The 21,798-nt window shown below is 53.0% G+C and carries 15 protein-coding genes and 2 pseudogenes; 3 read left to right on the forward strand and 14 right to left on the reverse strand.

Translation table 11 applies throughout. The features are described from left to right. Nucleotides 1-8: 8 nt before the first annotated feature. From wecB to LG52_RS16010, 8 genes are all read right to left on the reverse strand, one after another. Nucleotides 9-1,067 carry a non-hydrolyzing UDP-N-acetylglucosamine 2-epimerase gene (wecB, locus tag LG52_RS15975; RefSeq protein ID WP_044732692.1) on the reverse strand — a complete coding sequence of 353 codons (1,059 nt, stop codon included), beginning with the start codon at nt 1,065-1,067 and terminating at the stop codon, nt 9-11. Nucleotides 1,068-1,099: 32 nt separating this feature from the next. Continuing rightward, on the reverse strand, nt 1,100-2,548 hold the full coding sequence (locus tag LG52_RS15980; RefSeq protein ID WP_044732693.1) for a lipopolysaccharide biosynthesis protein: 1,449 nt from the start codon (nt 2,546-2,548) through the stop codon (nt 1,100-1,102). A 1-nt stretch (nt 2,549) separates the two neighbouring features. Next, nucleotides 2,550-3,281, reverse strand: a complete 732-nt coding sequence (locus LG52_RS15985) for an acyltransferase (RefSeq protein ID WP_044732694.1) — start codon at nt 3,279-3,281, stop codon at nt 2,550-2,552. Between the two features lie 17 nt (nt 3,282-3,298). Then, the gene (locus LG52_RS15990; protein ID WP_044732695.1) at nt 3,299-4,612 is read right to left on the reverse strand and encodes a nucleotide sugar dehydrogenase; all 1,314 of its coding nucleotides are present in this window, start codon (nt 4,610-4,612) and stop codon (nt 3,299-3,301) included. Between the two features lie 16 nt (nt 4,613-4,628). Beyond that, nucleotides 4,629-5,642 carry a Gfo/Idh/MocA family protein gene (locus LG52_RS15995; protein WP_044732696.1) on the reverse strand — a complete coding sequence of 338 codons (1,014 nt, stop codon included), beginning with the start codon at nt 5,640-5,642 and terminating at the stop codon, nt 4,629-4,631. Further along, the gene (locus LG52_RS16000; protein ID WP_044732697.1) at nt 5,639-6,376 is read right to left on the reverse strand and encodes a hypothetical protein; all 738 of its coding nucleotides are present in this window, start codon (nt 6,374-6,376) and stop codon (nt 5,639-5,641) included. The genes LG52_RS15995 and LG52_RS16000 overlap by 4 nt, the downstream gene beginning before the upstream one ends. 118 nt (nt 6,377-6,494) lie before the next feature. Further along, the gene (locus LG52_RS16005) at nt 6,495-7,613 is read right to left on the reverse strand and encodes a DegT/DnrJ/EryC1/StrS family aminotransferase (RefSeq protein ID WP_044732698.1); all 1,119 of its coding nucleotides are present in this window, start codon (nt 7,611-7,613) and stop codon (nt 6,495-6,497) included. A 230-nt stretch (nt 7,614-7,843) separates the two neighbouring features. Next, nucleotides 7,844-8,926, reverse strand: coding sequence for a glycosyltransferase family 4 protein (locus tag LG52_RS16010; RefSeq protein WP_044732699.1), 1,083 nt, complete (start codon nt 8,924-8,926; stop codon nt 7,844-7,846). A gap of 270 nt (nt 8,927-9,196) precedes the next feature. On the opposite strand from LG52_RS16010, the pseudogene secA2 reads away from it, so the two are divergent. Together secA2 and LG52_RS16020 are read left to right on the forward strand one after the other, a co-directional pair. Continuing rightward, nucleotides 9,197-11,590, forward strand: a pseudogene (gene secA2 / locus LG52_RS16015) (accessory Sec system translocase SecA2). Nucleotides 11,591-11,628: 38 nt separating this feature from the next. After that, a complete protein-coding gene (locus LG52_RS16020) occupies nt 11,629-12,531 on the forward strand; it encodes an accessory Sec system S-layer assembly protein (RefSeq protein ID WP_044732700.1) in 903 nt (300 codons plus the stop codon). 173 nt (nt 12,532-12,704) lie between these two features. On the opposite strand, the gene LG52_RS16025 is transcribed toward LG52_RS16020, so the two are convergent. The 6 genes and pseudogenes from LG52_RS16025 to tnpC all read right to left on the reverse strand — a co-directional run bounded on the left by LG52_RS16025 (nt 12,705) and on the right by tnpC (nt 20,781). Beyond that, on the reverse strand, nt 12,705-14,117 hold the full coding sequence (locus LG52_RS16025; RefSeq protein ID WP_044732701.1) for a S41 family peptidase: 1,413 nt from the start codon (nt 14,115-14,117) through the stop codon (nt 12,705-12,707). A gap of 31 nt (nt 14,118-14,148) precedes the next feature. Continuing rightward, the gene (locus LG52_RS16030) at nt 14,149-14,889 is read right to left on the reverse strand and encodes a hypothetical protein (protein WP_044732702.1); all 741 of its coding nucleotides are present in this window, start codon (nt 14,887-14,889) and stop codon (nt 14,149-14,151) included. Between the two features lie 163 nt (nt 14,890-15,052). Further along, entirely contained in the window at nt 15,053-15,454 is a 402-nt protein-coding gene (locus tag LG52_RS16035; protein ID WP_044732703.1) for a hypothetical protein, read from the reverse strand. Nucleotides 15,455-15,666: 212 nt separating this feature from the next. Further along, entirely contained in the window at nt 15,667-17,625 is a 1,959-nt protein-coding gene (locus LG52_RS16040) for a phosphodiester glycosidase family protein (protein WP_044732704.1), read from the reverse strand. Nucleotides 17,626-17,919: 294 nt separating this feature from the next. Beyond that, entirely contained in the window at nt 17,920-19,152 is a 1,233-nt protein-coding gene (locus LG52_RS16045; protein ID WP_044732705.1) for a CAP domain-containing protein, read from the reverse strand. Nucleotides 19,153-19,301: 149 nt separating this feature from the next. Next, nucleotides 19,302-20,781 (reverse strand): annotated as a pseudogene (tnpC, locus tag LG52_RS16050) (IS66 family transposase). A gap of 257 nt (nt 20,782-21,038) precedes the next feature. On the opposite strand from tnpC, the gene LG52_RS16055 reads away from it, so the two are divergent. Next, a complete protein-coding gene (locus LG52_RS16055) occupies nt 21,039-21,782 on the forward strand; it encodes a hypothetical protein (protein ID WP_044732706.1) in 744 nt (247 codons plus the stop codon). Nucleotides 21,783-21,798: the final 16 nt, after the last annotated feature.

Here is a 21,798-nt window from a genome sequence, read left to right on the forward strand (position 1 = left end):
ACGCACCCTTATCTCTGTCCGATCGCCGCCACGATTTTCTCCGCCGCATGCCCATCGCCAAAGACGTCCGCATAAACAGGGGAGACTTCCTTGTAGACCGCCGCGACGATCTTCTCGCGGTCCGTGCCGGTTAAGATGTTCGCACCGCCTTCCAGCGTTTCGACCCATTCGGTTTGTTCGCGCACCGTCACGCAAGGCACGCGGAGAAAATATGCCTCCTTTTGCACGCCCCCCGAATCAGTGATGATTTTTTTCGCTCCGCTCTCAAGCCGAAGCATGTCCAAATAGCCGACCGGATCGATCAGCTGAAGCCCCGGAATCGCCGAAGCATCCAAGCCGTATTCCTCGAGCTTATGCCGCGTCCGCGGATGAATCGGCCATACTTTCGTTCCTTCGATGTCGGCAAAAGCAGCCAAAATGGCTTTCAATTTGTCAGGGTCATCGGTATTTTCCGCCCGGTGAATCGTGATCAAGTAGTACGATTTCTCCGCCAGCGACAAATCATCCAAAATCGTCGATTGGCGCTGCGCGAGCTCTTTGTTGTACAAAATGGCGTCATACATGACGTCGCCGACGTTCCAGACGTTTCGCGTAATATTTTCATTTCGCAAGTTTTCTACGGCCGTCTCCGTTGGGCAAAATAAGAGCTCAGACACATGGTCGGTCATGATGCGGTTGATTTCTTCCGGCATTTGCTTGTTGAAGCTGCGCAGCCCGGCCTCCACGTGGATGACCGGAATGTGCAGCTTCGCCGCGACCAACGCGCCGGCGAGCGTCGAGTTCGTATCGCCGTAGACGAGCACATAATCCGGTTTTTCCTGCATGACAATTTCCTCAATTTTGATCAGCATTTCCCCCGTTTGCTTTCCATGGCTGCCTGAACCCACCCCAAGATAGTAGTCAGGCGTCGGAATGTTCAACTCCTCAAAAAAAATGGCCGACATATTCGGGTCATAGTGCTGCCCGGTATGGATCAGCACTTCGGTATATTGTTTTCGCAAGACGCGCGAGACGGGGGCAGCTTTGATAAACTGCGGTCTGGCGCCTAACACGGTGGCGATTTTCACCCGAAACACCTCCTAGATCAGATGAGCGGTTATCAAGTATTTTGCGCATTTTCGCCCTCGATCGTGCGCATCGGACGGCGCAAATCACGATCCACCCGGCTGGCAAAGAGCACGGCAATAAACAACCCCCAACCAGCGAGCACCCAGCCGTCAGCAAGCGGCGCATGCTGGACGTAGACGATGACGATGAGGGCGAGCAATGTACCGACCAAAACCAAAGCCATCTTTTTCCACGACACCGGCACAGGATGCACTTGCTGGCTTTTGCGAAAAATGAAGGTCACAGCGACAATATACGTAATGAGGCTGGCCGCGACCGCCCCCCAGCTGAGCCAAAGCGGCACCAAAACGGCGTTCAACGCCAAATGAAGAAGCGCCGCTAGCGTGAACACCCTTGAAATATAGCCGGTTTCCTTTGTCAAGAACAAGCCGGTGGAAACAATCAAATAATAAAAGTTCAAAAACGTGACGGCTGATAAAAACGGGATATAGGACGCTGCCTCTCGATATTCCGGTTTGAAAAACGTCTCTACAAGCCACGGGCTCACAGTGGCGATCAAAAGCAACCCAAACGCTCCAATGAGCAAAAGCGCCATATACACTTTCGCAAACAGCGCACGGCTTTCCGGCCGGTCTTTCATCGACATCGAATACGGACGCCACGCCATCTGCACGCCGCTCGTGATGAGCGTAATCACGGTCGCAAGCCGCAAGGCAACCCCAAACACCCCGACTTCCTCGAGCGACGCAAACCGTTGGATGAAAAACGTGCTGACGTTGGCGATCACCCAAAAGGCGAGCGAAGTCGGCACGAGCGGGGCGGCGTAGGCAAGCAGTTCCTTTAACACGTCAAGGCGCACGCGCCACACCATATACTTAACAGTCAAATGCAGCATCAACAAAAACACGAGCGCGCTGCTTATGAGCCGGCCGATGAGCAGCCCTTCCGGCGTCGCCGCGAACCACCGAAGCGCCGCATACGACAGCACAGCGACAAGCAGCATTTTCACGAGCGTCCAAATCACGACTTTTTTCGTCTGAAATTCAAACCGCAGCACCGTTGTCGCCATGACGAAAATCGTATCGAGCAACAAGGTCGCTATACTGATGTACAGCAAATCGACATAGCGAGGTTCTTCAAACAGCGCACCTGCGATCCACGGACCGGCCAAAACGACGGCCAAAAACAAGAGCGCGACGACAAACAGCCGGAAGTACATGACGTTGCGCACATACAAAAGGCGCTTCTCTTTGTCGTCCGTGTCGTAATAGTAAAAAGAGAGCGCCGAATCCGTGCCGAAAATGACGAGAAACGTCAGCATCGACGTCCATTGGTCGATCAAGTAGACCGCCCCGTACTGCGCTTTGGACAAATAGCTTGTATAAATCGGCAACATCAAAAAGGCAATCAGCTTCGTGCCGACGTTCATAAACGCGTAAAGGAGCGAATCCGCTCCTAAACGCTTGAATGCCGAGAACAATTTATAACAACTCCCGCTCGTCGACCATTTTGCTGAAGCGCGCCGGGAATCCTTTCACGACCGTCTTCGGTTCCGTATCTTTCGTGACGAGCGCCCCAGCGGCGACAAACGTCTCTTCCGCCACCGTCACGCCCGGCAGCAAAATCGCCCCGCCCCCGACGCGCGCCCCGCGCTTGACAGTCGCCCCTTTGATTTTGGCGAACCGTTCTTCCGTCCGCCCCATGTAGTTGTCATTGGTCGTCGTGACGCACGGGGCGATGAACACATGGTCTTCGAGCGTCGTGTAGGCAGTGATGTAGGAGTTCGACTGGATTTTCGTCCGATCGCCGATTCGGACGTGGTTTTCCACGCACACCCCGCGCCCGACGATCACATATTGGCCGATGTGCACGTTTTCGCGCACGCTCGCCAAATCAGCGATCAATGTGTAGGCGCCGATCGTCGCTCCTCGATAGATGACGGCGTTGGCGCCGATCGTGCAATGGTCGCCGATGACAAGCGGCGGCAACTCGCCCGACAGCTTGACGGTGCTCGTTTTCGCCGGTTTCGGCGGTTTGCCGAGCACCGCACCGTCGGCGATCGTCACGCCGTCGCCGATGACGGTTCCTTCGTGAATCGTGACGCGATGGCCGATTTTGACGTCGTTTCCGATTTTTACATTCGCCTCGATGACAGTGAAATGGCCGATTTCGACACGTTCACCGCAAACGACAGAGGGATCGACAACGTTCATGGTTTCGTCTCCTTCGCTTACAATTTGACGTATTTCACTGGCTTCGACACGTCTTTCATGGCGTTGCGCGTATCAAATACGACCCGGCTGTGGCGAGCAACCATCTCATAGTCAATGTTGGAGTGGTCGGTCGTGATCAAGACAAGATCTGACTGCTCAAGCAGTTCCGGCGTCAGTTCGACCGTCTCAATGACGCGGTTGCACGCCCGGAACGACGGCACATACGGGTCGACGACGGCAAATTCCGCCCCGTATTGTTCGAGCAGCTCGACGATTTTCAACACCGGCGATTCACGCACATCGTCGATGTCTTTTTTGTAGGCGACGCCGAGCACCGTCACTTTCGAACCGCGCAACGCCTTCCCTTCTTCGTTCAAAATAAGCATCGCGCGGTTGACGACATATTCCGGCATCGCGTTGTTGATTTCACCGGCCAGCTCGATCAAGCGTGTATGGTAGTTGTATTCGCGCGCTTTCCATGTCAAATAAAACGGGTCGATCGGAATGCAATGGCCGCCAAGCCCCGGGCCCGGGTAAAACGCCATAAATCCGTACGGCTTCGTCTTCGCCGCATCGATCACTTCCCAAACATCAATGCCCATCCGTTCACACAAAATGGCCATTTCGTTCGCCAATGCGATGTTGATATGGCGGAACGTGTTCTCAAAAATTTTCTCCATTTCCGCGACCGCCGGGCTGGACACTTCGTGCACGTCTCCTTCGAGCACAGCGCGATACATCGCCGCCGCCACTTTCGTGCACGTTTTCGTCACGCCGCCGACGACTTTCGGCGTATTTTTCGTCTTAAACTGCTTGTTGCCTGGGTCGACCCGCTCCGGTGAATAGGCAACAAACACCGTTTCCCCGACGACAAGCCCTTTCTTCTCCAACGCTGGTTTGACAATTTCTTCGGTTGTCCCCGGATAGGTCGTTGATTCCAAAACGACAAGCATTCCTTCATGGGCGTATTTGGCGACTTCGTTCGCCGAGTTTTCGACGTAGGACGTATCCGGCTGGTGATGCTCATCGAGCGGGGTCGGCACCGCGATCGCCACGGCGTCGACTTCCGCGATGCGGGCGTAGTCGGTCGTCGCCACGAGCCGCCCTTGTTTGACCATCTCATGCAAATCTTCATCGACGACATCGCCGATGTAGTTGATCCCGTTGTTTACTTGATCGACGCGGCTTTGTTGGATGTCAAAGCCGATGACATGAAACCCTGCTTTCGCTTTTTCGACCGCCAGCGGCAACCCGACGTAGCCAAGCCCGACCACGCCGATGACCGCGTCGCGTTTCTCAAATTTTTGCAACAGCCGTTCCGCGTAGTTCATTCGCTCCCATTCCTTTCTATTCAGATAGTTGTACTCTTGTCCCCGTTTCCGCCGAACGCAAAATCGCTTCGATCAGTCGAACAGGAGCCAATCCGTCAAAACCAGTGACGATCGGCTCGCGGTCTTCGCGAATCGCTTGCACCATATCTTCAATGATCCATTGATGCCCCGGCTTGCCAAACGGATCGGCGTTGATCTCGTCGATAAGCTTTGCCCGTTCTTCCTCGCTGACGCCTTCCGCCTCCCACGTCTCGATAAAGTTGGCCGTCCGGCCGCCGATTTTCACCGATGCCTTTTCGCCGAAAATGGCGATCGATTCTTCCAAGTTTTGCGGATAAATCGTCGTCGCCGCTTCAATGACGCCAAGCGCCCCGTTCTCGAACTCGACGACCGCCGCCGCAACGTCTTCCGTTTCGATTTTGCGCAGACGGGTCGCGGCCATCGCCTGCACTGCCTTTATCGGTCCCATGAGCCAAAGAAGCAAATCCAAATTGTGAATCGCTTGGTTCATCAAGACACCGCCATCGAACTCTTTCGTCCCCCGCCACGCCGCTTGATCATAATAGGCTTGATTTCGATTCCAGCGCACCGTGGCGTTCGCATGGCTCAGTTTCCCGAACATGCCGCGCTCCATCGCCTCTTTCAGCTTCCGAATCGCCGGACGGAAGCGGTTTGGATGGACGACCGCAAGCTTCACGCCATATTCCTTCGTCGCGCGGATCATCTCTTCAGCGTCGCGTGTGCGAAGAGCCATCGGTTTTTCCACAATGATATGGCGGCGATAGCGGGCCGCCAGTTTGGCCAGCGGCGCGTGCAACCCGGATGGAACACAAATGTTGATGACATCGATCTGTTCGTTCTCCTTCAACATCGTCTCCATATCAGTATAAACAGGAACGCCCGACACGTCGCGCAAACGTTCGGGGTTCGTGTCGCAAACCGCCGCCAGTTCAGCGCCGTCCGCCTTTTCAATGGCATCGATATGTTTTTTGGCGATATGCCCCATGCCGACAATGGCAAAACGGATCATGAAGAATAGTACCTCCTCGCGTCCAATATATACTTCCAAAGCACGAGCCAAACGACCGTCAAAAACAGGCCGAGGACAAGGCCGATCGCCGCAAGCTGCGCCGTATACGTTTTCGATTTCGCCACCGTTTCCGACAAGACAGCAGGTTTTTCGTAAAAGACAAGATTGCCGCGGATGCGATTGACGCGCTCCATCACTTCAGTCAAATTGTTTTCCGACTCGACCAATAAATCGCTGATGTCATTGAGCTGTTCCGGATTCAAGCGGCCCGACTGCACTTGTTCACTATAATAATCAACTTTTTGCCGCAACGTGCGCTCCCGTTCTTCCAACGCACGCAAGTATTTCGTCGTGACATCAATCCGCTCTTGCGAATGGCGCTCGAGCTCCTTGCTGTATTCCGACACCACCCGCTTCAATTCACGGTTTATGGCTTGTTCATTGTCGCCTTTGATCGTTAGTTGCACGTACTGTTCCTCCGGAACGACGACATCCAAGTTTTTCACATCAGGAAACTTCGCCTCTATATTTTTCGGATCCGTCAACTCTTTGACGTCAATCGATCCGGTAAACACGACAGCTTTCCCCGTATACTTCTCCCCCTGCAGCAAAAGCCGCCCTGCGATGACGGTCAAAACGATCATTGCAAGCGGAACGACAAGAAACCACCATTTTCGCTGCCAAAAAAAGCGCAAATATTCGTATAGCACAAACGGTCGTTTTTCCGCCGCCAATCCGGCCACCATCCCTTAACATAAAATAACAAAGTTTTGCGAACAAAACAAATGATCCAACGCCAAAGAAAACGCCATTGCTGTGCGCAAGTGACGTTTCCTTTAGCCGATTGGGTGATCAAGCAAAATGGCGATAAAATTCCGCGATTTTCTCCACGACGTACTGCTGCTGCTCCTCTTTCAGCTCTGGGAACATCGGCAGCGACAGCGCTTCTTTCGCCGCTTTTTCCGCCTCCGGCAGCTGCCCTTCTTTATACCCGAGCGAAGCAAACACCGGCTGCAAATGCAACGGCAACGGATAGTACACCATCGTCGCAATCCCTTGTTCTTTCAAAAACGCCTGCAATTCGTCGCGTTTCGGCGCCCGAATCGTATATTGGTGGAACACATGATAGCGCCCCTCGACTTCTTTCGGCGTCACAACAAGGTCGCCGACCGCCTCCTCTAGCAGGCGCGTATACGTCGCCGCATGCTTGCGCCGCAATTCCGTCCACCGGTCAAGATGCGGGAATTTGACGCTTAAAATCGCCGCTTGCATCTCATCAAGGCGGCTGTTGTAGCCGAGCACATGATGATAATATTTCGGCTTGCTGCCATGGACGCGGATGACCCGGCATTTTTCCGCCAGTTCGTCATCGTTCGTAATGATCATGCCGCCGTCCCCGTATGCGCCCAAGTTTTTCGTCGGGAAGAAGCTGTACGTCGCCGCCGTCCCGAGCTCGCCGACGCATTTCCCGTTGTATTTCGCCCCGATCGCTTGGGCTGCATCTTCGATGACAACCAATCCGTGCCGCTTGGCAATCGCCGCGATCGCCTCCATATCGGCCATTTGCCCGTACAAATGCACCGGGATGATGGCTTTCGTCTTCTCCGTCACCGCCGCTTCAATTTGCGCCGGATCGATGTTGAACGTCACCGGATCGATATCGACAAACACCGGTTTGGCGCCGGCCCGTGCAATCGCCCCTCCAGTCGCGAAAAAGGTGAACGTCGTCGTGATCACTTCATCGCCCGGCCCGACGCCGGCCGCTTGCAAAGCAATATGTATCGCATCGCTTCCGTTGCCGCAGCCGATCCCGTGTTTCGCCCGGCTGTAGGCGGCAATTTCTGCTTCCATCTTTTTCACATAGTCCCCCAAAATAAAGCGGGAGGAGCGCATCACTTCGTCCAATACGCGCATAATCTCCGGCTTCAATTGTTCGTACTGTTCGCTTAAATCCAACATTGGCACATTCATCGCAAGTTCCTCCAAATCCAAAAAATATAATAAACATGTTTAGTTTATCACATTTGCGCCAATATATAATGACAGTTTTGTGGCAATCTTGGCCTTGCCGCAAAAAAATCAGCGAAGGAACTGCAGAAGCTGCATAAACAACGAAAAAGAAGGGTATAATTTTCCAAAGACGGGCAATTCCTGAAAAAAGCCGTTTGTCCCTTTCATGACACAAACGGCCCATTTGCTATTTATCGGTCATTTCCGTATACTTTCCGGCTTCCCCGAAGCAGCTTGCGAATAAAGGTCATAAACGGCTTGTACTGATCATTGACCAAGCCGATCAGTTCAGCAAGCAGTTCCCCAAAGACGATCAAGGCAAAGACGATGAGAATGGACTGCCATAACGTCGAGGCGGAGAACAAAATGGCGCTGATGGCAAACATAAGACCAAACGCATAAATGAGCAACACCGTGTTGCGATGGGAAAAGCCAAGAGCCAGCAGCCGATGGTGAAGATGCGATTTGTCCGGCGCCGAAATTGGCCTTTTATTGACAATGCGTCGAATAATGGCAAACGTCGTGTCGAAAATCGGGACGCCCAAAATAATCACCGGAACGACGAAACTGAAAAGCGTCACGCTTTTGTAAAGCCCCAGCACCGACAAGACGGAAATCGCATATCCTAAAAACAACGCGCCGGTATCCCCCATGAAAATTTTCGCTGGGTGGAAGTTGTAAAACAAGAAAGCGATGACGCTGCCCAAGATGATCAGGCAGAGCGTGAAAATGAGCATTTTGCCCGCCATGCCCGCCATGACGGCAATGGCCGCAATCCCAATGGCAGAAATGCCCGCCGACAGCCCATCGAGCCCGTCGATCAAGTTGATGGCGTTCGTAATGGCGACAATCCAAAATATGGTGATCGGGTAGCTCCACAGCCCCAACTCAAACGTGCCGACAAACGGGACGGTCAAAAGATCGACCTTCAGCCCGGAAGCGACAACAACGAGCGCCGCCAGCAGCTGGCCGGCCAGCTTCACTTTTGGCGACAGCTCGTACAAATCGTCGAGCATCCCGACAAGCACGATGATGATGGCGCCGACCGTCATCCCCGTCACTTGCTCTTTATACACCCCGCCGACAAAATAGCCGACGGCGACACCGATAAAAATGGCCAATCCCCCGAGCCTTGGCATGACCTTTGTATGCACTTTTCTCCCGTTCGGCCGATCGACCGCGCCAATTTTGATGGCGAGCTTGATCACGAACGGGGTGATGACCAATACCGTGATAAACGAAGCCAAACATGCCGCAAATGCTTCTATATTCATGTGCAACCACCTTGGCCTTATAAAATCGCGAAAACACACATCATCTTTATGTTACCATATACGATGAGTAAATCAATCTTTTTTTACACCCCTTTTTTGTCCCCAATGATGGAAAATTTCTTTTTCCGCTTGCCGTGAGAAACTCCGAGCGCCAATTCGATGGATGATTCCACATTTTACATCTTCTCTCCACAGGAAACTTCTTGTGCTATAATTAGGTTTTAGAGCACTTGGTGCGAATCATGCCTGTCTTAGGAGAGGAATGGACATATGTTTGCAAAAGTAAAGCAACTATTTGACGAAAGCGCGCGGGAAGTGCAGCGTCTTGCCAAGCTGGCGGCGCAAATCAATGAATAGGAACCGACCATATCTTCGCTGAGCGATGAACAATTGCGCCAAAAAACGGTTGCCTTCAAAGAACGGCTTGAAAGAGGCGAGACGCTCGATGACATAAAAACCGAGGCGTTTGCCGTCGTCCGAGAGGCAGCCCGGCGCGTGCTTGGTCTGCGCCATTACGACGTGCAACTGTTGGGCGGACTGGCGATGCATGAAGGAAACATCGCCGAAATGCAGACCGGGGAAGGAAAGACGTTAGCGGCCACTTTGCCGAGCTATTTGCACGCCCTCCTTGGGAAAGGCGTCCACATTATTACGGCCAACGAATATTTGGCGCGCCGGGACTGCGAGCAAATGGGTCGTGTGTTCCGCTTTCTCGGCTTAACCGTCGGCCTCAATGTGTCGCAAATGACGGCCAGCGAGAAAAAAGAAGCGTACGCGGCCGATATCACGTACGGCACCGGAACGGAGTTCGGCTTCGATTATTTGCGCGACAACATGGTGTACCGTCTTGAGGATAAAGTGCAGCGCCCGCTGTATTACGCGATCATCGATGAAATCGACAGCATTTTAATCGACGAAGCGCGCACGCCGCTCATCATCGCCAATAAATCGGGGATCGGAGCCGAATTGTTCCCGATTATGGCGCGCATCGTCCGCACCTTCGAAGAAGGAAAAGAGTACGAACGGTCCCCAGAGACGAAACAAATTTTCCTCACCGAAGAAGGAGCGCAAAAAATTGAACGGGCGTTTGGCATCGACAACCTATACGACTGGGAGCATCACGTGCTGCTCCATCACGCGATGCAGTCGTTGCGCGCTTGGTTTATCATGCAGCGGGATGTCGATTACATCGTCAAAAACGGCAAAGTGATGATCGTTGACCCGTTCACCGGCCGGGTGATGGAAGGACGCTCGTTCAGCGACGGCCTGCACCAAGCCATTGAAGCGAAAGAAGGCGTGGAAATCACCGAAGAAAACGACATCCAAGCGACGATTACAATCCAAAACTATTTTCGCATGTATGAGAAGTTAGCCGGGATGACGGGAAGCGCCACGCCGTCGAAAGAAGAATTTTGGCAAACGTACCGGCTGCGCGTCATTACGATTCCGACGAACCGCCCGTCCCGCCGCATTGACTGGGACGACCTCGTCTATGACACATACGAGGCAAAAGTGAAAAAAGTGATTGAGGAAGTCAAAAAAATGAACGCCATCGGCCGCCCCGTTCTCATCGGCACAACATCAATCGCCCAATCGGAACGGTTGTCGGAAGAGCTTTCGAAAGCGGGCATTCCCCACCATCTGCTCAACGCCAAAACAGAGGAAGAAGAAGCGCGCATCATCGCGACCGCCGGGCAAAAAGGGCAAGTGATGATCGCCACCAATATGGCCGGGCGCGGGACCGACATTTTGCTTGGGGAAGGCGTCAAGGAACTTGGCGGGCTGCACATCATCGGCACAGAGCGCCATGAAAGCCATCGCATCGATATGCAGCTGCGCGGCCGGGCGGGACGCCAAGGGGATCCTGGGTCTTCCCAGTTTATCATTTCGCTCGACGACGATTTATTCCGTTTGTATGATCAAGACGAATTGAAAAAATGGCGAAGCAAAGTCGAGACGGATGAAACCGGGCGCATCGTGTCGCCTGACCCGATCAAGTTCGTCCAAAAGGTGCAAAAGACGATCGAAAACGCCCATTATTCAGCGCGGCTGCATTTATTGAAACTGGACACGGTCATCGACCAGCAAAGCAAAGTCATCTACCATATGCGCGACCGCGTTCTGGCGCTAAAGCATGAAGACGTGCTGTCCGAGCTCCTTCAGCACATCCAGCGCCATATGACGCAAACGATCGACCGTTATTGTCCGGAGGACATCTTTTTTGAAGAGTGGAACATCGAAGGGCTGCACAACGAGCTGGGCCGTGCATTCTTCCAGTTTACCTATCCGCTCGATGATCTTCGCCATAAGCAAAAAGAAGAAATCGCCCAGCTCGTTGCGGACGAATACGAATCGCTCAAAGCGGCGCTCGCCGACCTTCCGTGCGACGAAGAGCAAACGATGCGGCTTAGGCATTTGATGGTCGAAACGATTGACGCCCATTGGATTCGCCACTTAAATCAACTGAATTTATTAAAAGAAGGGATTCATTTGCGCAGCTACGGGCAAGAGGATCCGTACCGCGCCTTTGAAATGGACGCCTACCGCGAATTTGTCGCGCTGCAACAAGCGATCGACGCCGACATTTGCACAACAGCGATGAACTATTTGAAAAGCCAGTTTGTCATCGATGACGAAGCGGCCGCCGCGGCGAACGAAACGTAACCACGGCGCAACATGCCGCCCCGTAAAGGAGGTTCTCCATGATTTTCCGACGAAAACAACGCACAGAGCTAGAGGCCAAGCCGCCGGCGCTACACGCTGAACAGCCGAAACAGCCGGAGGCCGGGACGAAGACGACGCTGTCGTTCCATCCAGACTGGCAGCTGTCTCCGGAAGAAACGTACGTCTATCGCTTTTACCACGAACAGCTGCCGCCGCTTCAGCCAAACCAAATTTCCATTTCCGGCATCAAGCTGATCGAATACAACGATGGATTTGTCGCTGTCGCCATATTGCGAAACACGCTGCCGAAGCCGGTCCGCTTTGAACGCGTTCGCCTGTTGCTGCTTGGCGAGGATGGCACAGCCATTGCCCGCAAGGAGTTTGATATGAGTTCTTTTGGTGAACTGCCGCCGATGACGGCCCGCCCGTGGCGGTTCTTGTTCGCCGCCGAGGACAAGCTCGTCGACCAGCTACCGACAGAAAACTGGAAGATCGCCTTTGAACTGAAGCCGGCGCACCGTCTTGATCTAGAAAAAAGCTGGGAGCAGGCGCTCTCGGCCGAGCAGCGCCAACAGCTGCAAACCCTCGTCGACTCGGTTCCGCCTCCCGCTCCTGGCGAGGTGAACTTCATGGGCATTGAAGCGAAACAGCTGCCTTCCGGTGAACTGGGCGTCACGTTGCTCATTCGCAACGGCAGCGACAAACACATCCATTTTGAGCAAATCCCGCTTGAAGTGTGGGATCATACTGGCGACATGGTCGCCCGCGGATTATTTCCCTGCCATCTGGAAGTGAAAGCCCACACCAGCAAACCATGGACGTTCCTCTTTCCACCGGAATTGCTGCACAAAGCAGAACCGGATTGGACGTCCTGGAAGGTGACGATCCCATCCTCCCCGGCACAGAGCGAAAAGCAAGAAACGCCGTCAAGCGACGAGTAACCTACAAAAAGCTGGCCCCCATGGTCGCCAAACGACCGATGGAGGCCAGCTTTCTTTGCATCGTTCCGTTCAAAACGGCCGCGCTCCCGCTGCCGGCCGAGCCTTAGGCGAAGCAGCCGAACTTTGCACCATCAAGAGCAGACGGCTATCCAACACATCTCGACGGGAAGGCCTTATTTCGTAGAAGCAGCGGTTTGAATCTCCATGTAAGCACCTTTTTTCATCGCCACGCCGTCTTTGCTTTTTAACAACGGCGGAATGACCAATAAATAGCTCTGCCCTTTGGCCAGCTTCGCTGCCGGTTTGATCACCAGCTCCGTCCCCCGGCGGATTTGCGCCGTCACCGCTACTTCCTGTCCGCCTAATTGATACAATTTCACTCCGCTTACTGCGGTATTGGCGAGCGGACGAGAGAAGCGGACGACAAACGTCTTATCGACCGGCGCATTGCGCAGTTTGCCGAGCGACTGATACCCTTTCAGCTGACCAATAAGGAAATCGCGGTGAGCGGCGTACAGCTCTTTACCGACAACCGTCGGCACATCCGGCTTCACCCCAACGTTATGAATCGGCGTCCCTTTTGGCGAGAAAAAGTGGGCGACGGTCAACTTCAACATGCTGCCGTCTGACAGCTCAAACATTTCCTGCATCGACCCTTTGCCAAACGTCCGCTGTCCATACAAAACGGCCGCCTTTTGCTCCTTCACTGCCGCCGCCAGCATTTCCGACGCGCTAGCGCTCGACGCGTTGACAAGCAGCCGGATCGGTCCTGCCATTTGCACCGGCTGTTTGACAGCCGCGTACACTTCCGGCCGATTCGAACGGTCGCGCAGCTGAAACGCCTGTTTCACATTCGGGAAAAAGCCGGCGATTTGCTGAGCGGTTTCGACATATCCTCCCGGATTGTCGCGGAGGTCAAAAATCCAACCTTTCACTCCGCTTAACGAGCGGATGGCGCGTTCAATGTCAGCGACCGCTGTTTCGTCAAAACTGTACAGCTGAATGTAGCCGACATTCCCCGCCAATCGCTTAAACTCGACGTTCGGCCAGTCGATTTTTTCCCGCTTGATGGTGACGCTGACGATTTCCTCAGTCGACGGCCGCCAAATGGTTACTGCCACCGTCGTTCCTTCTTCCCCTGCAATCAAACTCAATACTTTTTCCATTGTCTCATTCGTTACCGGCTTCCCGTCAACAGCCTGAATCACATCGCCCACCTGCAGTCCGGCGCGGGCGGCTGGCCCATTGTCCAAGACAGACATGATGTGGACGCCGTCCTCATCTTCCTTAACCATCACACCGATGCCGACAGACTCCATATTGATCGATTCCAAAAACTCTTTATACTCTTCCGCCGTCATATAAGTCGAATACGGATCAAGCTGCTTGACGATCTCCTGCGGGGTGCTCGCTTTCAGTACGCTTTCATTCACCGGATCGACGTAATATTGCCGAACAAGCTCCCGCACCTCTTCAAGCACCTTCGTTGACGCCGGAGCCGTCGCCGCCTCCGCCGGCGGACTCCAAACCGAAAATGAAGCCGCAAGCAACATAAGAGCCGCCGCCCATCGCTGAATCACGTTCATATTTGTCTCTCCTCTCCCGACATGCACCGGTTTATTCTATATCGACATCTAAGACAACCGGGGCTTTAAAATCGTCGATATACACCGCCAACTGCTTGCGCGTCGCCGCATCCGCCACTTTTGGCAGCCACCGGTCGCAAAGCGACAGCAACCGTTCCGCCCGCCCGATATCCCCTTCATCGTACGCGTCAAGCAGCTTGTCCATCGCGATCATGATGTTGATCGGATCATACGCGCGCTGTTGCACCGAAAGCGCCGGGCGTTGAAACCATCCTTCCATCTTTTCGCGCAGCGCTGCTCCCGGAACGCGGCCGATGAGAATCGCTGTTTTGCGGATTTGGTATTGCAACGGGGCATAAGAATCGTACACGACGTCCACATCCCCCGTCCGCAACGCCCGGTCGACGTTGGCCGTCAAGGCGCGCAGCCGCTCGCCGCTCTCTACGGCGCTGATATAAGCGGAAGCTTTTTTGATCGTCTGCTCTCCGGCGGCCAACCGTTTTTCCAGCTGCGCCCTTGCCGTTTGATGGCGCACGCGCGCCACTTCTTTTTTCGCCGCCTCATAATCATTTTTGACTTGATTCAAGAGACGGTACGGCTTGGACCATTGATCCGCTTTCATCGCCCGCTCAAGCTGGGCTGCGTGCTGCTCAAGCCGCTCCACATTCGGGAATGGGGCCGCTTCCGCCTGAACGGCCAACAGCGAAAACGATAAACAAAACACCGCCAGCCATCCGATGATTGAAAATGCTTTTCTCCGTTTTCTCCTCACACTTTCACCTGCTATCTATGAAAATATCAAATATGTATTTCAATTTTACTGGAAAAGAAACAAAATGAAAATATGCTCTGAAAAAAATCGAACTGAAACCCTTCAAGGAATAAAATAAGGCCGACTCTTCAGCCACCTTTTTGACTGTCAGAGTCAGCCTTGATCAACTAAAGTCCGGCCAATGGGTTTGCTGCTTGTCCCCGTCAATTTTGCTTAGCGTCCGGTAACGAAACGGAACGACTTCCTGTTCCGGTTTGCCAAGAAACTCTTTTGCCCATTCAAACGGAATCAAATCGAACTGCTCTTTATTTTCTGCAATGAAATAGACGCCGACCACTTTTCCTTTTTCGTTAAGATCAATCGTCAAAAAAGCCGGATAGTACGTGCCGTCTTGCGCCCGCAGCACCGCCTTGGCCGTCACCCGGCCGCCCCCTTCGTCTTCCACATCCGGATTGGCGATTCGCTCCAACACTTTGATCGCCCATCCTTGTTTTTTATATCCTCCAACCAGCTTCGGAGGATGTTTCCGAAACTGCTCCAACAACGTTTGCTCGTCCATCGTCAAGCTTTTGCCTCCCTTGCGGTTTGCCTATCCACTCGTTTTATAATATATACAATACTTTTCAGAGAAATGCAAATGCCTAGAAGGACGGCGAAAAACTAGAAGCTTCTTCGAAATTGTTGCTCTTGGGTCAAAAGAAAAGCAGCATGCAAGGACTTTCTCGATTATCGATAAGCAATCACCATCCTTCTAGGCAAGCAGGGAAGGCGAATGCATCAACGGAAGATGGCGCGAAGGTCGTCGATGTAAATCGCCCCGGCGTTTTTCCGCCCCGCTTCCGTTTCCATATAGCGCACCGACACCTCCAGCATGAGCGGCAGTGCGACATCGTCAGGCACAGCGGCGCTCACATATTTCCAACCGGTCCAATCGACATGGCGGGCAAAATCGATCCAGATGCGGCGCCCGCTTCCATCCCGCAGCTGGGCGCGAAGCCAATGGCCGCTTCCGTCGCCGTACACCCACATACCGATCGTTTGCGGCCGCTTCGAAATCCAAATCGCTTCCTCCCGACTAGCGTAGACGCCGGATGTCCCTGGCATCCCGCGGAAATCGTATGAAATTTTCAGCGCCTGCTTTCCTTCTCTCACCTTCTCCATCGTCCGCTCGACCGCCGCAGACACATAGTTGACACCCGATGCATTCCACTTTGACTCCGTTTCAAAGTCGTCAAGCACTTCTTCGCTTTCCCCGTTCTCTTGCGTCTCTTTGTACACAACAAGAAGGGCATTCGAAACCGGACGCGCAAATCCATCAGACGGTTTGTTTTCGACTTTGAGCTGCCCGTTCGGCTGGCGGACGACAAATGTCGAAGACCCCCCGCCATCGAGCGTCATCGCATCAACCGCGCCTAGTTCATTCATCAGCTTGGCCATCTCGTTCAATGTCATTCCTTGGCTATGCGCAGGTTGACGGCCATCGACAACGACGAGCATGACGTTTCCGTTCTTGTCAATGCCGACCGCTGTGCGGGGATGCGCTCCGGCAATGGCGAACGACTGCACTTGCCCATTCGCCACCAACCGATAGCGGCCGCCAATCGCTTCTTTCACCCCGCTCCATTCGGGCTGGTCATACTGAAGAGAAATTTCCACTGCATCCCCTTCTTTCGCCTGCCGCAAATAGTCGCTCGCCCGGCCATGGCCCGACAACACGAGTTCTCCGGGTTGAAGCGATTCATTGCCTTGACCAACCACCACTTTCTTCACCGTTCCGGTGACCGTTCCATTCCCGTTCAGCACCCCCTGCACATTCGTCAGCACGACTTCCATCCCAAGGGCATTCGTTTTGGTGGAAGCGGCGAAATACGGGGTGTACAAAATCAACTGGTGGGCGCGCCGCGGCTTGTTGATGCCATCGACGGGGTATGCGTTTCCTTGTCCAATTCGAACGTGAATTTGGACATCTGGGTTTCCGATCATCGGCTTCCCATCAGCGCTGATCCCAAAAATCGTCCGTTCCACCGCCGGCGTCGTATTCGTCATCACGATTTCCCCGCGATGCACCATCAAATCGGTCGGTGAACCATGCTCTTTGAAATAATCGCCGTTCACCGCCGCCAGCACCGTCCCGTCGCGGCCGTCGTACCGCTCTGCCTGCTCAAGCACCGGCTCGATGCCAAGCACTTGATCATTGGACAGCGCCGTCTCAATGGCCAGCTTCTCATTGGACGTGTCAATGTCAAGCTTGTACACGTGCTGCTTGCCGCGTGTTCCCACAATTTCCATCTCTTCTTTTTCCACCCCAGGCGCCACGCGCGTCGACGACTCCTTCACCACTGTGCCGACCGCCAGCTGCTTCGCTCCGTACCGACCCGGATTGACAAGCTTCAACTTCTCTTTGGAGGGCGTTTTGTACAAAACGTACCCTTTCATGTTCGTGACGTAATACCCGCCGCCGACCCCGTATTGTCCCCCGAACGCTTCATCATACGAATACACCCGGTACTGTTCTCCAGGCTGCAGCACGCGGACAAACGTCAGCGCCCCGTTTTCCCGTTTCCATAGATTAATAGGTTTCACGATCTCCAGTTTTCCAATTTGCCCCTGCACAAGGCGCATGCCTTCCCAGTAGACAACGTTCGCCCCGGCGTCCGCTCCGGTTGCTTGCAACGCCGTCCATGTAGCCAACACAGCCCCGACCCCGATGCGGATGATGTTCTTCGTTCTTCCCACTGGTCTTCTTTTCCTCTCTTTCTATCATTGTTGTTACAATCGATTCTATTATACGAAAAACTTCTACAAAAAGGGCATTATTTTCCATTTATTCTGCAAAAAGGCTCTTCACCAAAAGTTGTACTTGATTTTTTCTGAACATACCCTATTTACGCTTGTGAGGGAAAATCAGCACGTTTTGCATATCTTTGTGCAGGAAACCGTATTGCTTGTCAAGTACATGTTGTGGTGAAGAGCCTGCAAAAAAACGCCCGGCGGCGCCGGAACGTTCTTGAAACATGAAAAACCGTGCCATTACGGGGTGTAAAACTCTTGAGAGTAGTAGGGTTGATGAAAGGAATTGAACGCCACCCCGACGCCAAGGCGGGTAAAGTCCGGGTATAAAAGATTTTGCCGATGCCCAAGCGAGTGCATCCACGCTTCATGGACAAAAATCGCATCGTATTGTCCGTAGGCGATGTTCTCCCCCGCCACCCGATAAACGATGCCATGGCGCTTCAGGCGGTCAAACGGCGACAATCCTTGCAAGTTCGTATGAGAGAAGTAGTGATGGATCGCCATATCTTCGCTATGTTGACGGGCGGCCGCCGCTGCCTTCGCATCCCACGCGAGCGCCGGAAGTCGGTGCAAGCGGCGCGCAGCATTCGCCAGATCAAAAATTTGATATTCATAGGCCGTGCGCAGCTCCTCTGTCGGCGTTCCATAAAATCCAGGTTTTTCATCTTCCAGTGCACGATTCACCACCAGCACGCCATCGACCCGATTGTTGTCATACCGGTCATAAAAGAACGTGACATAGCGGCCATTGACAAGATACGTATCGTACTCATCATTTTGGATGCTGTAAAGGCCATCCTTTTTTTGAATCGCCGCAAGCGCCCGGCCGTAGCGCGCTTCCACCACCGTTTTCGCTGTTCCGATGCCCGTTCCTTTTTTCGTTTGGACGATCGGCTGGTTCGTGTAAATCGCCGCCACCCGATCGCGGTCGTAGCTCACCATCAAAAAGTTTTTGTAACCACCTTGATCATACGTCCCCCAATATAAGCCGTAGGCGTTTTTCGTCTTCCTCTTTGCCTTGCCGTATATCGCTTCAACCTTGACGCGCGGGTCGCCGATGGCCACCCCGTTCATCGTGACATCAGCCAGGTGAGCCCTCGCCCGCTGCACACATAAAGCAGCGGTCAACTTCTCTTTTGACGGCGTTTCATAGCGGATGCGGGCATCGTTCTTGATCGCATATCCTCCGCCGACATCGAAATAGCCGCCGCGCAACGCATACACGCGGTACACCGCGCCGCGCGGCAACATCTTCACTGCTTTGTTCGACAACCATAGCTCTGTCGGCGCTATGACCGTCAGTCGGCCGATTTGCCCGGGCTTCAGCTCAGCGCCGTCCCACCACACTTTTTCCGTTCCGACAAGCTCCCCGCAATCCTCCGCCTTGACCATTGGTGAACTCGGCATCAAAAGCCATCCGGCCGCAGCCAACAGCATTCTGATTGCCACCGCCTGCACCCATTTTCTCACTTCCGCCCGCTCCTTTCTTTGTCTCTTTTTCTTTCATCATAGATGTCTTTCCATCAAAAGAAAAGAGAAAAAAGGTATCCATTCAGCCCAATGCTAGCGAGATTTTTAGAATCCAGCACCCATAGGGCATTTCCCGTATCGAAAATGCCCTAGGAGGAATGGAGAATCGTTTGGAGAGACTCCCCACTTAGAAGTCTTTGCAACGATTCCCAAACCGGCTTTCCGTGTTTTTGCAGGGTAGAAATGACGCTGCGCATGACACAGAAAGCCTCGGCATCGTCTTCCTGACGAAACGTTCCGGAAATTTTTTGTTTGACTTTCACCATCCGCAAATCGCGCTCGGCTTGGTTGTGGTCAAACGGTACTTCTTTCTTTCGCAGGAAGAGAAGCGCTTCTTGCTTACGCTTTTCTAGACGCTGGATGAAATTCTGCGCGTTGCGGGCGCCTTCATGCTTGCCTTGTCGGCAACGCTCCTCGAGTTCTCGGCGACCATTCGCTAGAAGCTCGTCGTACACGGCTTCCCAATACCGGACTTCCTCTTCCGGTAGAGCTCCGCCCGCGTTCTCCACCGCCTGTTTCATCTCTAACAGCGCTTCGGTCATCTCTTTCGACCATGAATGGCCGTAAAGTTCTGTATATGCCCGAAGCTCCCGGAGATGATGGGCGTGGCAAAGCGCATGGCTCGCCTCTGTGTACATCGGGTACACCGAATACGCATCGTGTACCATCGTTCCTTTGTACCGTGGCAAGATCCCGATGTCGTCCGTCGCTTTCTTTCCACGAGAGCGATGAAGTCCGTATCGGGTGACCTTGGCAGTGGAAGCCACGTGCACCCATTGGTTCTTTCCGTTCACACGCAAACTTGTTTCATCGACGTGCAACGTCTTGGAAGCGAGCAACGCCGCGTCGATCTCTTTGATCGCTGCTTCTACCACAGGCTGCCACCGTCTCGTCATGTTCACGACTGTGCCTGCACTCATTGAGTGATTCACTAACGCTTTGACCATCTCCGTGACACGCTCGTACGGGATCAACTGCGCATGATTCCAGTATAAAACAAGGGAAGTGATGGCTGGACCGTACTGGACATGATTTGTGACATAAAAAGGGAACTCCGCCTGCTGGACGAGATGACATTCCGGACACCCCTTTACTTCCCGTTCGTGTTGAGTCACTTCCATGCGAACCACGGGAAGGTCGAACACTTGGCGAATGTCTACTTGAAGCGGAGCAACATGTTCTAGAGAGTGACCACATCCTTTGCATTGGGTCACGCGGTGAAGGACTCGGTGGTCAGGGTTTGGTACTTGGCGGAGCGTCGTTCCTCGGTGCCCCGGCTGCCCTCCCGGCTGTTTCTGCGACGGTTGGCGAGAAGGAGATTTCGCCACAAACCGGTCAGAAGACGGCGGCAAATGGCTATGGGTGCTGTTTTTTTTTCGTACGGGCTTCTAATTCTGCAATACGTGCTTTCAATTTTTGATTTTCTTGACGAAGTTGCTGGTTTTCTTGTCTTAATTGTTCGTTTTCTTTGATGAGTTTTTCGATGGTTTGTGCTTGGCGCTCGATTTTTGCGACCATGCTTTCGAGTGTAAAAACGGCTTGTTGGAAATCAAAAACAACGGTTGCCATCCTTTTCACCTCCCTTGTCTTGGATGGTACTAGTATAGACAAGGGGAGCAAGAATAAACCCGATCTTGTAAACTTTTTCTATGTAACGGCTGAATAGTTACGAAAAAAGAATGATTTCAAAGAAAAAGAGGCCGCTTTGGTTGTGCAAATTTCGAAATTTCGTCAAACAAGCTTCTCGCCCACTTGGCTAAGGGGCGAAATATAGGTTAAAATGGATCATATTATTCTTCCATTTTCGTGAGAGAGGAGCATACTTTATGAAGATCATGAAAAAATTCCTAACAGTTTCAGCGCTAAGCGCCGGAATCCTTCTGTCACCATTTCACGCCCACGATGCGCAAGCAAAAGTTTGGTGGAATGGCATGGAATTAGTAGAGGGACAGATCGGCAAGTTGACCGTTTTAAAAGACACAGAGCTTTATAAGTTACAAGGAGAGAAGAAAGTTTACATAAAAACGTTAAAAGCCGGTGGAGTCTACCGCATTTACACGTTTAAACCGGGCATGTTAGGGTTAGGCGGCGGATATTATGTCGATCGCGATACCCGGGTAAAATACGAAACTCCTTCCAAAGCGAAACTCAATCAAGTCAAAATGGAACAGCTGTTCCGTGGGGTAAAACTCGGCATGTCCGCTTCTCAAGTCAAGAAATTGGAAACAGCGAAATTTCTCCTGCAAGAAAAGATAGACGGCGGCCAAGCCTGGGTCTACTCTACTTCTCTTTTCGGATATCATACGCTGCTCGTCTATGGATTTGAGAACGGAAAGCTGGCCTTCTACGGCTACTCATTCGATGCTGGACAGGAGTATACAAAAGATCAGCTCACCGCTATTTATAACAATCTGAAACAACAGCTCATCACGCTATTCGGCAATCAGTATGAACAGTCCGATTCTGGACAAGGCTACCCGCCTGCACTCGCCTTTCACCATGACGGCCTTGTGATCGCTCTTTCCTACGATGCAGACGGGTTGGCTGTCACGGTCACTAGTGAACAATAACATGCAAAAAGGGAGG

Origin of the sequence: Geobacillus kaustophilus, from assembly GCF_000948285.1 — a bacterium.
GTDB lineage: Bacteria > Bacillota > Bacilli > Bacillales > Anoxybacillaceae > Geobacillus > Geobacillus thermoleovorans_A.